Origin of the sequence: Mucilaginibacter sp. OAE612, assembly GCF_041806395.1 — a bacterium.
In the GTDB taxonomy this organism is placed as follows: Bacteria; Bacteroidota; Bacteroidia; order Sphingobacteriales; family Sphingobacteriaceae; genus Mucilaginibacter; species Mucilaginibacter rubeus.
In genome coordinates this window covers 1,268,208-1,280,007 of sequence record NZ_JBGMUW010000001.1, presented here as the reverse complement: position 1 = coordinate 1,280,007, position 11,800 = coordinate 1,268,208, and the positions used below count along the sequence as shown (strand labels likewise).

At 43.8% G+C, this 11,800-nt stretch carries 8 protein-coding genes and 2 tRNA genes; 6 read left to right on the top strand and 4 right to left on the bottom strand.

Translation table 11 applies throughout. From position 1 onward, the window contains the following. Positions 1-47: 47 nt before the first annotated feature. Positions 48-755 (top strand): TIGR00730 family Rossman fold protein, encoded by a 708-nt coding sequence (locus ABID99_RS05400; protein WP_090533093.1) that lies wholly within the window; start codon positions 48-50, stop codon positions 753-755. A gap of 74 nt (positions 756-829) precedes the next feature. Here the strand turns inward: ABID99_RS05400 and ABID99_RS05395 are convergent, their stop codons facing one another. Then, the gene (locus tag ABID99_RS05395; protein ID WP_373613106.1) at positions 830-2,785 is read right to left on the bottom strand and encodes a TlpA family protein disulfide reductase; all 1,956 of its coding nucleotides are present in this window, start codon (positions 2,783-2,785) and stop codon (positions 830-832) included. 93 nt (positions 2,786-2,878) lie between these two features. Here ABID99_RS05395 and ABID99_RS05390 point away from each other — a divergent pair, with 93 nt between their 5' ends. Then, positions 2,879-4,144, top strand: a complete 1,266-nt coding sequence (locus tag ABID99_RS05390) for a TCR/Tet family MFS transporter (protein ID WP_373613105.1) — start codon at positions 2,879-2,881, stop codon at positions 4,142-4,144. Between the two features lie 343 nt (positions 4,145-4,487). On the opposite strand, the gene ABID99_RS05385 is transcribed toward ABID99_RS05390, so the two are convergent. After that, positions 4,488-5,528, bottom strand: coding sequence for an IS110 family transposase (locus tag ABID99_RS05385; protein ID WP_091169225.1), 1,041 nt, complete (start codon positions 5,526-5,528; stop codon positions 4,488-4,490). A 535-nt stretch (positions 5,529-6,063) separates the two neighbouring features. Between ABID99_RS05385 and ABID99_RS05380 the strand changes: the two genes are divergently transcribed. Next, entirely contained in the window at positions 6,064-7,317 is a 1,254-nt protein-coding gene (locus ABID99_RS05380; RefSeq protein ID WP_373613104.1) for a TCR/Tet family MFS transporter, read from the top strand. A 95-nt stretch (positions 7,318-7,412) separates the two neighbouring features. Here ABID99_RS05380 and ABID99_RS05375 read toward each other — a convergent pair whose 3' ends face one another. Then, positions 7,413-8,003: a DUF502 domain-containing protein gene (locus ABID99_RS05375; RefSeq protein WP_112654514.1), complete on the bottom strand. Its 591-nt coding sequence runs from the start codon at positions 8,001-8,003 to the stop codon at positions 7,413-7,415. Positions 8,004-8,019: 16 nt separating this feature from the next. After that, positions 8,020-10,482, bottom strand: coding sequence for a bifunctional UDP-N-acetylmuramoyl-tripeptide:D-alanyl-D-alanine ligase/alanine racemase (locus tag ABID99_RS05370; RefSeq protein WP_373613103.1), 2,463 nt, complete (start codon positions 10,480-10,482; stop codon positions 8,020-8,022). Between the two features lie 60 nt (positions 10,483-10,542). On the opposite strand from ABID99_RS05370, the gene ABID99_RS05365 reads away from it, so the two are divergent. The 3 genes from ABID99_RS05365 to ABID99_RS05355 all read left to right on the top strand — a co-directional run bounded on the left by ABID99_RS05365 (position 10,543) and on the right by ABID99_RS05355 (position 11,359). Next, the gene (locus ABID99_RS05365) at positions 10,543-11,025 is read left to right on the top strand and encodes a regulatory protein RecX (protein WP_373613102.1); all 483 of its coding nucleotides are present in this window, start codon (positions 10,543-10,545) and stop codon (positions 11,023-11,025) included. A 123-nt stretch (positions 11,026-11,148) separates the two neighbouring features. Next, positions 11,149-11,221, top strand: a tRNA-Gly gene (locus ABID99_RS05360). Between the two features lie 53 nt (positions 11,222-11,274). Continuing rightward, positions 11,275-11,359 (top strand) — tRNA-Leu (locus ABID99_RS05355). Positions 11,360-11,800: the final 441 nt, after the last annotated feature.

Sequence of the window (11,800 nt, the reverse complement as noted above, 5' to 3'; positions counted from 1 at the left end):
CACTTCCGGACTTTTGGACTCCCCAACTTCCGGACTAAAAAAAGAATATGACCGGAGAAGATAAAATAAGACAAGCTTTCGAGAACAAAAACTGGCAGGAAATTAAAGTTACCGACTCCTGGCAGATCTTTAAAATAATGGCCGAATTTGTTGACGGCTTTGAAAAACTGGCCAAAATTGGCCCATGCGTATCCATCTTCGGGTCAGCACGTACGCATACCGATAACAAATATTACCAACTGGCGGTAGAAACCGCGCGCCTGCTTACCGAGCATGGTTACGGTGTAATATCAGGCGGCGGGCCCGGTATTATGGAAGCTGCCAACAAGGGCGCCTATGAAAACGGCGGTAAATCAGTAGGTTTAAATATCGAACTCCCATTTGAGCAGTTCCACAATAAATATATCGACAGGGATAAGATCATGGAGTTTGATTACTTCTTTATCCGTAAGGTTATGTTTATGAAATATTCGCAGGGTTTTATCATTTTGCCCGGCGGCTTTGGCACTATGGATGAATCGTTTGAGGCCATTACACTTATCCAAACCGGTAAAATTGCCCGTTTCCCAATCATTTTTGTTGGAGTTGAATATTGGAAAGGCCTGTTTAAATGGGTTGAAGAAAAAATGCTGAACGACCAGCACAATATCAATCCCGACGACCTGAACCTTTACCGCGTGGTTGATACCGCGGAAGAAGCTGTTGAGCACATCACCCGTTTCTATAACAAATACGTACTTAAGCCGAACTTTTAACAGGCAATACAATAAAAAATGCCGCTCCAACAGGGCGGCATTTTTGTTTTGATATAGTTTTAGGTTGCAATCAGCTATTTCATGTTTTGTTTTGGCGTAGCAGCAACCTCCGCAACAACCGGCGCTTTTGCCATGTCAATCATTGTGCTCACTTCATCTACCAGCCCATCAGCCGAGCCATCAAACCCCACAACCTTAAAGCGGACATTGCCGTTTTTATCGATGATGAACTTGGTTGGAATGCCGGTTACTCCAAATTGTGATACCACTTTTGATTGCCTGCCATCGCTGCCTTTTTCATCTACCAGCACGTTAAAGGTGTAATTATTATCTGCAATGAATTTCTTTACGCCATCAATATAATTATCGCCGTTTTCCCAGGTATCAATAAACAGGAATTTCACATCCTCATCATCCTTATATTTATTTACAGCCATTTGCATCCCCGGAAAAGATGCTTTACAAGGGCCGCACCAGGTAGCCCAAAAATCAACTATAACAATTTTGCCTTTTAAGTCGGCCAGCGAAACTGTTTTTCCCGCAAAATCTTTAAGGGCAAATTTGGCAGCAGGCTCGTTGATCATTTGCTTAGCCACCTCTTCCCTTTTTTTGTCTTTTGCAATAGCTGTTAAACCGGCCAGGTATTGATCGTAACCCGCTTCATTGCCTTTTAAACCTACATAGGCCTTTTTTAACTCGTCTGTTAAAGCCGGGGAAACTTTAGCTGCCTTAAATGCGCCCTCAATTACATCTTTTGATTCGGCATATTTGCCAAGGGCATTTAAAATAAGTACGTAATGCTCGGTGGTGATCGGGTCGTTAACCTTGTTGTCTGTATAAACCTCTTTTTGATATTTAAGGGCCTCATTATATTTTTTCTCTTTATATAAAATGAATGCGTAACTATCAGCATACATGTTATATACATCCTTGTTTTGCTTTTGCATGCTCTTTACCGACATAAACGGCGAAGCCTCAGGATGCTTCATTTTTTCAATAACGATGTCCAATGATTGTTTTGACAGCTTTTCAGCCTCGTCAAGGCGCTCATCTTTTTGAGCCCAGCCATAAGCTATGTTATTATAGCTATTTGCAATGCTTGATTTATTTTGGACTTGTGCTGCATAAGCATTAAAAGCAGCAGTATTCCCATCAGTTAAAAAGCCGGTAGCCAGCTGCCCCCTTATGTAATCGATCCGTGAGCCTTTATCAGTAGCCATAGCCGGGAATTTGGCTATATATGCTTTATAAAGCGAATCTTTTTTGTGTACGTCCTTCTCGCGCATCATGGCAAACTCCGCCTCGTTTTTTACGGATTCGCCGTTAGGGTACTTAGCTTTGATGATCTCTCCCAATGAATCGGCAGAGGCTTTTTTGTTGCGCCAGTTCAGGATATTAGCGGCCAGGATCAGGTCTTTCTCCACCGTGCTTTTTTCAAGCGATTGAACCTTGGCGTTTAACATAGCTGAGGTAGCCGGGTCTTTTTTCCTGGCCAACAGGTAGTAATAATTAAACTGATAAGGTTTTTCGGCCTGTGGGTTAGTATCGTATTCCTTTTTAAACAAGGCCAGGCCTTCTTCAGAGTCGGTTTTTATTTTGGCAAAATTACTGCCAACACCACTCGCCAATATGTAAGCTTTTGCTTCATAAGCACCCTGAACAGGTTTTTTATCTTTATAAATTAAGTATATGTACCCTTTGTCATTATTATTATCGATGTCACCGTTACTAAAAATCTTTACAAAAAAAGCTTTCGCTGCGGCAGGAATGGTAAAGTCGCCTGAAAGTAAAGCGCCATTAGGTTTTAGTTCGATGTCGGCTGCCGGGTTATCTTTCCCATCAATGTAATATACCTGTGCGCTGATATCCTTTTTACCAGCAACAGGCGTACCCTCCGGGTCATAAGTAATTTTAACTTTTTCAGTCGTCGATGGATAACTATCAGATAATGTAAGATGGTTACTTTGTGCAAAAACACTTTGCACTGCCAGCAGCGCCGGCAATAGCAGCATTGATTTGTGTGGTTTCATAGGTTTAACTAATTATATAGTTCAAGTTAAATACAAATTATTATAAATACAATTATTTTAACAATTATTAACGTTAATAATTTATTTTGCGCCATGGATAAGTCCGCCAAGAATAAACCCCAAGGAGCTTTAGGCTTTATATTTGTTACTTTACTGATTGATGTGGTAGGCTTAGGGATCATCATACCGGTGCTGCCCAAACTGATTGAAAAATTGATCCACGCCGGGTTGAGCGAAGCTTCTTTGTACGCCGGCTTTTTAACGCTGGCCTATTCGGTAATGCAGTTCCTTTTTTCGCCAATGATAGGCAACCTGAGTGATAAGTATGGCCGCCGCCCGGTTCTGCTTTGTTCCTTACTGGGTTTTGGCATTGATTATTTGTTCCTTGCCTTTGCACCATCCATATGGTGGCTATTTTTAGGCCGGGCCATTGCGGGCATTACCGGCGCCAGCTTCACCACAGCATCGGCCTATATAGCCGATGTGAGTACTCCCGAAAAACGCGCCCAAAACTTTGGTATGATTGGCGTTGCCTTTGGTCTTGGCTTTATCATTGGTCCGGCAATTGGCGGTGTGTTAGGTAAAATGGATGTTCAATATCCATTTTTCGCTGCCGCAGGTTTAGCCTTTTTGAACGCCCTTTATGGTTTCTTCATCCTGCCCGAATCGCTGGATGAGGCCCATCGCCGCCCCTTCGATATCAAAAGGGCAAACCCGCTTGGCTCATTGCTGCAGCTTAAAAAATACCCCTCGGTTATGGGTTTGGCCCTGTCGCTGTTCCTGGTATATTTTGCCGGGCAGGCCGTACAAAACGTTTGGACCTATTTTACTTTCGAAAAATTTAAATGGGGCGAGGATACGGTTGGTTATTCTCTGGCCTTTATAGGCCTGATGATAGCGCTTGTACAGGGCGGCCTGATGCGCCTGATCCTGCCCAAACTTGGCATGGAACGTTGCATTTGGGTTGGCTTGCTGCTATATAGTACCGGCCTTATCCTGTTTGCTATGGCAACCCAGGGTTGGATGATGTTTGCCTTTATGGTGCCTTATGCCCTTGGCGGTATTGCAGGCCCCGCGTTGCAGGGCATCATGACCAACCAGGTACCCGCCAATGAACAGGGCGAACTGCAGGGTGGCTTAACCAGCCTCATGAGCCTGAGCGCCATTTTTGGCCCCTGGGTAATGACCACTTTATTTTATTATTTCACCAACGATAAAAGGCCCTTCTTTTTTCCGGGAGCCCCCTTTATTTTAGGTGCAATACTGATGTTGATAAGCGCGTTACTTGCTATCCGTAATTTCAAAAACGTGAAGAAAACCTCAGCAAAGGATGTGGATGCCTTAGCAACATTGCATTAAAAGCAGAATGCACAAAGCTTAAAGCAAGGATGTGGATGCCTTAGCAACATTGCATTAAAAGCAGAATGCACAAAGCTTAAAGCTTTGCTGTTGTTGGTATTGTTGTCATACGTGTTTGGAAGATGAAATTATTGGGAGATTAAACAGAAACCATGTCATTGCAAGTAGCCATCAGGGGAAATCCTGAAAAAACCGTGATGCTGTTTAAAATATATTTTAGGGGATGATGAGCGGGAGCCGCGTTAGATTCTGTGTTGATATGCAAAAGTTATTTTTTATTTTTGAGTCTTAGGCAGCTTTATGTTAGCCTGTTTAGGGCAGTCCTTCAATTGAAGCGACTGCTCTAACTATTTTCGGATATGTGTGCATTCTGTTGAAGGTAGTCTTTTTCGAATGGTTTGTTGGTTTTGTATATAGTGTATACCATCTCCAATAATTTTCTTTGTACTGCTACAGTAGCTTTCATTTTCACGCTATTTCGGGATACGATCCGGACAAATATAGCTTTATATCTTTCTGAATGTCTTATGGCCGCTAATGCAGGTAAGTGCATGGCTTTTCGTAAATGCTTGTTCCCCCTTTTAGATATCTTGGGTTTGCCCTTAACGGATGAGCCGGATTCTTTTTCCCTGACATCCAGCCCGGCGTAACTGGTCAGCTGCTTTTTACTCCTGATCAGCTCAAAGCCGTTTGTTTCGGCTATGATCACAGTGGCCGTTAATAAGCCGACTCCAGGAATAGTGGTAATGGTAGCCAGTGTTTGTTTTAAATGTTTGTCCTGTGCTACAGCTGTTCTAATCTCAGTAAGTATTTCTTTAAGTTGTTCACCAATCATCTTTATCCTGTCCATCATTCTGCGGATAGTATCTTCCCCCGGAAAAGCTTCGGACTGTTCAGCATGTAGCTGGTTCTTGATCATGGTTCTTTCTGCAATAAGTTGTTCTCTTTCACGGGTTATCTGCCGCAGGGTCCTGAACACCCTTTTGGGTTGTACCCAGTTATCCAGTTTCTTTTCAAGTCCGAACATGGCTATGGCAAAAGACATTGATTTATCGGTAATTGTTTTGATCTCCAGTGTCTTGAAGAAGTTTGAGATCTTGTTGGGCATGACAATACTTACAGCATACCCTTTGCCGGCCAGATAATAAGCAAGGCGCTCGTGGTATACACCTGTGGCCTCCATTACATATCTTAATGGATATTGGGGGATGCTTTGCTTGTTTATCCATACTTCCAGGTTTGCAAATCCTTTTTCATTGTTTGGAAAAATCTTGTTCGCATAAACTGTTATAACTGCCTGCTCATCCATCTTGCCGATAGAAACCACCAGCTCTTTTTGAGCCACATCAATACCTACTACTTGTTTTAATAATCTGCTTGCCATTGATCAAAGTTTTTAACTGTTATAAGTGAAAACCTTTCTTCGTTTTTCCTCCTGTTGGTTATCCTGGATATACTGCCTGGTCGTATTCCTTACATTCTGTTCAAACTCAAAAAAGTAAAGGAGTGAGGCTATATCTAACGCTCAACATGCTCAAGGCTGTTTGGGATTGCTGTGCTCTCACTCTTTTCACTCATAAAATCATTACAATAATATTAGATGTAAACATAGGAGGGATTGCAGTGAAAAGCCCGGAGCGTGGATTGGGCTTGCGCGGGAAAAGCGAGGACTTGTAACGGAAAGCCCGGGCCGCAGGCAACGCCCATATTGTAAAATTGATAGATAAACACCCTCAACCTGCCGTTGTTGGTGTTGTCGCAAACAATCATGTCTTAATATCATGAATGCACTATTGCCGGTCACAAAGTTGGTGATAACAACAGCGAAGAATAGCAAAAGCGCAAGTATAAATTAAATATCAAACTGTAAAACAGCCCATAATAAAACTTTTAATCAGCTTAAACCTTTATCATTATTAATGAGCGCCAAACCTAAAAAACATACCGCCGCCTTAGGATTTATTTTCGTAACGCTTTTTATTGATGTGCTTGGTTTAGGCATTATTATACCGGTAATGCCCTCATTGCTCGAAAAGCTGGGCAACATGGATGTAAGTACCGCTGCGCAATATAATGGCTATTTAACGTTCACCTACGCCTCCATGCAGTTCCTGTTTTCGTCGTTGCTGGGAAATTTAAGTGACAGGTACGGGCGCCGGCCTGTATTATTAGGTTCGCTTATTGGCTTTGGGATAGATTATATTTTCATGGCCTTTGCTCCGACTGTGGCCTGGTTATTTATCGGCCGTGCCATAGCAGGTTTTGCGGGGGCCAGTAATACCACGGCAACCGCTTACATTGCCGATATCAGTACCGGTAAAAACCGTGCGGCAAACTTCGGTTTAGTTGGGGCAGCGTCCGGGCTTGGATTTATTATTGGCATAGGCACCGGGAGCTTTTTGGGTGCATTAAATGTGCGGTTCCCTTTTATGCTTGCGGCCGGTCTGGCACTCCTGAATGCGGCGTATGGCTATTTTGTATTACCCGAATCATTAAATATCAAAAACCGCAGGCGTTTTGAATGGAAGAAGGCTAATCCCATTAGCTCATTACGCAGCCTGTCGCGATATAAATCCTTAACCGGATTGATCGGAGCATTCTCGTTGGTTTATATCGCCCAAAAAGCTGTTGAATATGTGTTATCCTTTTACGTAACCGAAAAGTTTGACTGGTCGCTGAAAAGCATTGGCTTTTTAGGTTTTTTCATCGGCATTGTGCTGGTAGCCATACAAGGAGGACTGATCAGGTTTACCATCCCTAAATTCGGGCAGGAGAAAAATATCGTAGCAGGCTTACTATTTTACACCATCGGCTTAACCCTCATTGCTTTTGCCAACCAGGGTTGGATGATGTATGTTTTTATGGTACCTTATTGCCTTGGCGGTATTTCGGGCCCTTCACTTCAGGGTATGATTACCAGTACAGTATCAGCTAAAGAGCAGGGCGAATTGCAGGGCTCATTGACGAGTATCAGTAGTTTAGCGGTGATCATCGGCCCCCTGTTAATGAGTTCGGTGTTTCATTTGTTCACCCATCGCAATACTTCAACCTATTTTCCGGGCGCTCCGTATATTTTAGGTGCGATTTTAATGCTAATAGCCGTTTTTTTTGCGGTAAGAAGCTTCAAGAAAGCCAGGGTGACAGATTCAAAACAGGTGGAAGTGTTGCCTTAGGAACACGCAAGCTCCACCCAAACCCTCCCCGAAACGGAGGACTTTGAAAATTCAAAAAAGTCTCCCCTACCGGGGGAGATTTAGAGGGGGCTGGGCTAATCCAACCCGCTCACCCCGCCTGATATTACAAATTTCATCACATCGGCAGCACTCTTATCCATCGGTTTTACCTTATCCGCAGCAATGATGATCACCTGCCCCGCAAACGAGTAGGAATATGGGAAGTATACAGCAACCTCTCCGGGCAAGCCAATCTTTGCCAGGTCTTTCTGAACCAGGAAACCTATCTTTTTCAAACCGAACTCATTAACTTCAACCAGTACCGGTTCGTTGAACTTTTTCTCTTCGCCAACAAAGGCTTCTGTCAAATCTTTTATCGACGAATACAGGAACGCGAAGATGGGCAAACGTGCAAACCACCGCTTAAACCAGGCTTTAATTGGTTCGGTGATTACATTAGTAACCAGTACCCCCATGATCATGATAACCACTACCACATTCAGGATCCCCAAACCCGGGATATACATGTGCTTCCCGGTCTTATCAACCCAAAGATCACTTAGGTTAAGCGCTTTATCAATGCTGGCCACCGCCCAGTACATCAGGAAAATAGCTGCGCCTACCGGTACAACCACCAACATCCCTTTTACAAAATACCTGAATAATGCCCGCGCTAACCTGTTCATTTTAAGCCCCTGATTTCTACTCGTAAAAGTACACTCTTTTTACCCTTTGCGAAATATTGGTTAATATTTCGTAGGGGATGGTACCTATCTGCTTTGCCAGTTCTTCAATGCGCTGGTGCTCATCAAAAATGATCACCTCATCGCCTTCATGCACGTCAAGGCCGCTCACATCCAGCATACACATATCCATTGTGATGTTGCCCACTGTAGGCACAAGTGTGCCTTTCACCAGCATTTTACCCACGCCTTTACCAAAGGCACGCAGGTAACCATCGGCATAGCCAATACGAATGGTAGCTATTTTCCCGTCTTTAACAAGGCTCCCGCTTCGCCCGTAGCTGATTGTGTCTCCTTTCCCAATCTTTTTAACCTGGGCAACGCTTGTTTTTAAACTGGCTATAGGCTGCAAGCCCGCATCAGACTCCGGCACCGACGAGTCGATCCCATATAAACCTATCCCCAATCGAACCATATCATAGTGTGCCGAAGGCCAGCGGATAATACCGGCAGTATTGCAAATGTGCTTGATCACCTTATAACCCAGTGTGCGCTCTATCTCCTTAAAAGCCTTTTCAAAGCGCCTGATCTGCTTTTTAGTAAACTCGTCATGTTCCGGACTTTCGCTTGCTACCAGGTGCGAAAATACCGATTGCACCCGTACGTAGCGGTTGACCTCCAGCATATCGCACAGGGTTTCTATCTCGTAATTTTCAAAACCCAGGCGGTGCATACCAGTATCAATTTTAAGATGCACCGGGTAACCGGCAATGCTCTGTGCCGAAGCATAGCTCACAAAATCATCTAATAAACCAAAACTGTAAATTACAGGCTCAAGCTTATATTCGGTGAGCTTATCAAATGCCGAAGCCTCGGGGTTAAGCACTTTGATGGGTAGGTTAATCCCGGCCTGCCGTAAAGCTACCCCCTCATCAATATAGGCAACCGCCAAATAATCAACCTTATTATATTGCAGCATATTGGCCACCTCAAAAGTACCGCTGCCATAGCTAAAAGCCTTTACCATAGCCATCACTTTTACGCCCGGCTTAAGCTTTGATTTATAAAAGTTGAGGTTGTTTAATAAGGAGTTCAGGTTGATTTCCATTACGGTTTCATGCGCTTTTTGGGCTAACGCACGGCTCACCTGCTCAAACTCAAAGCTGCGCGAACCTTTGATCAGGATGGTTTCATCTTTAAAATTGAGTGCTTTTAACTGCTGCAGCAGTGTGGCAGTATCGGCATAAAAATGCTGTTGGGCTATGTCAAAATATTGCTGGTGGCTGAGCAGCGCCTCCCCTACGCCAACAAATTTATCAATCTTTTTAGCCCGGATCAATTCGGCCACCTGTTTGTACAGCACATCCTGCTGCAGGCCCGATTGATAAATATCTGACAGGATCAGCGTCTTTTTTTGATGCTGATTTTGCTGCGATAAAAAGTTAAGCGCTATCTCCAGCGATTGCAGATCCGAATTGTATGAATCATCAATAACGGAACAGTTATTTACGCCGTTTTTTAACTCTAACCGCATACTTACCGGCGCGAGGCGCTCTATGCGTTTGTCGGCCTCTACAGCACTGTAGCCTAAAGCCAGCATAGTAGCCCAGCAGGTTATGGCATTTTCTACCGAGGCCTGGTCGGTAAAAGGAACGAGGCATTCTATTTCTTTACCCTGGTACCGGGCACGAAAGTAATAATTTTTAGAGATCACCGTCTCGCTGAAAACATACAGGTCAGCTTCACGGAATTTACGGCTCCAGGTAAAGGTTTCTTTAGCCGCGATATCTTTTTCATAACCGATTAGCTGATCGTAATTATGGATTAGCAGCCTGCTGTTTTTGAATAGCCCCAGTTTTTCCAGGAGCTTTTGCCTGGGCGATTCAAAACCCTCGTCATGCGCAGGGCCTATGTGGGTGAGTACCCCTATTTCGGGCTTAATGATAGCTTCCAGCTTATTCATCTCATTTATGGTAGAGATGCCCGCTTCAAAAATCCCCAGTTCGTTTCGGTCGTTGATTTGCCATACGGACAATGGCACACCGATTTGCGAATTATAACTTTTAGGGTTTCGTACAATATTTTTATCGGCCGAAAGCAGCTGGTAAAGCCATTCCTTAACAATAGTTTTGCCGTTACTGCCCGTAATGCCAATTACCTCCAGCTTAAAACGGCTGCGGTGATAGGCTGCCAGCATTTGCAGGGCCGCCAGCGGATCTGGCACAATCAAAAAGTTTGCGCCGGGCAGGTTAAACTCCGGGCCATGTTCCACTACAAAATTGCGCACACCGCCTGCATAAGCTTCGGCAACAAACTCATGGCCATTGCGTCTGCCGCTCAGGGCAAAAAATAAGCCTTCGGCAGGGTTGTTGATCCGGCGGCTATCGGTAAAAAGCGCACTGATCGTATATTCTTCAACGATGTTGCCATCTGCCTTGATGATCTTTTTTATAGCGCTTATGGTGTACGTGTTATTGGGCATGCTGCTAATTTGGAGATATTAAAACAAATAGAATAATTTTTAACGAATTTTGGTTTTTAAATGGATCAACCCAAATCAATTAAAATTACCGACGAGAAAGTTGCCCTTGCAAAAGCCGAGCACTTTTGCGCCTACCAGGAGCGCGCCCAGCAGGAAGTACGCGACAAACTTTACGAGTGGGGCTTATGGCCTGATGCTGTTGAACGCATTATAAGCCAATTGATAGAGGACAATTTCCTTAACGAGGAACGCTTTGCACGGATCTATGCTAAAAGTAAATTTAACCAAAAAGTGTGGGGACGTATTAAAATTAAACAAGGGCTTAAACTTAAACGGGTGCCCGATGTATTGATCAAAAAAGCTCTCCTTACTATCGACCCTGACGATTATTTGGCTGCTTTGACCCACTTAGTACAAAAAAAAGAGGCGACCCTAACCGAGAAGAACCACCTGAAGCGCCGGTACAAGCTACAGCAATACGCCATGGGCCGCGGATTTGAAGCTGAGCTGATATCTGATATTTTGAAAAACAGCGAGTTATAAACTATTTTCAAAAAAATTAAATTTTTCCTTGCAGAGTATCCAATTCTACCTATATTTGCACTCCCGCAAACGAGATAAGCAGCCGGTTAAACGAAAGCTTACTTCAAGCGAGAAAACACCAATGCGAAAGTAGCTCAGTTGGTAGAGCACGACCTTGCCAAGGTCGGGGTCGCGAGTTCGAATCTCGTCTTTCGCTCAAAGCCCTTCCTGATTGAAAGAAGGGTTTTATTTTTAAAAGGTTAGACACCTGCTCAGATGGTGGAACTGGTAGACACGCAGGACTTAAAATCCTGTTCCCGTAAACGGAGTGCGGGTTCGATTCCCGCTCTGAGTACAAAAGCAGCGTAAAATCGCTTAAAAAGCCCTTAAATCAATGATTTAGGGGCTTTTTTTGTTATAAACCCACTCAAAATCCGCAAATAAACAGGGTCATGAGGGGATCAAGCAGAAAAATTGTGGGGGAATAAAAAAAGTGTTTGCTTTGTGGATATAAAACTCAACAGGCATCCACTTGTCATCAGCATACGAAACCCTCGTCCGTTTAATCCTACCAGAAGGCCTTTTAGACTATTTTGAACTTACAGATGTTCATTCCTCCGAGAAGGGTCAATTGAATATCTATCTTGAAGAAAAGAACCTGGTGCCATCAGGTTATGATAAATCACAATTGGAGTCGAAAGGCTTCTTGCCGGAGACAGCAATTCAGGATTTTCCGATTCGTGGCCATAAAGTAGCCTTATGGCTTATGTTTGAATTCTTAGTTTAGTTATTCATC

Coding starts and splice junctions, on each gene's coding strand:
- ABID99_RS05400 (WP_090533093.1), top strand. CDS start 48: ATGACCGGAGAAGATAAAATAAGACAAGCTTTCGAGAACAAAAACTGG.
- ABID99_RS05395 (WP_373613106.1), bottom strand. CDS start 2,785: ATGAAACCACACAAATCAATGCTGCTATTGCCGGCGCTGCTGGCAGTG.
- ABID99_RS05390 (WP_373613105.1), top strand. CDS start 2,879: ATGGATAAGTCCGCCAAGAATAAACCCCAAGGAGCTTTAGGCTTTATA.
- ABID99_RS05385 (WP_091169225.1), bottom strand. CDS start 5,528: ATGGCAAGCAGATTATTAAAACAAGTAGTAGGTATTGATGTGGCTCAA.
- ABID99_RS05380 (WP_373613104.1), top strand. CDS start 6,064: ATGAGCGCCAAACCTAAAAAACATACCGCCGCCTTAGGATTTATTTTC.
- ABID99_RS05375 (WP_112654514.1), bottom strand. CDS start 8,003: ATGAACAGGTTAGCGCGGGCATTATTCAGGTATTTTGTAAAAGGGATG.
- ABID99_RS05370 (WP_373613103.1), bottom strand. CDS start 10,482: ATGCCCAATAACACGTACACCATAAGCGCTATAAAAAAGATCATCAAG.
- ABID99_RS05365 (WP_373613102.1), top strand. CDS start 10,543: ATGGATCAACCCAAATCAATTAAAATTACCGACGAGAAAGTTGCCCTT.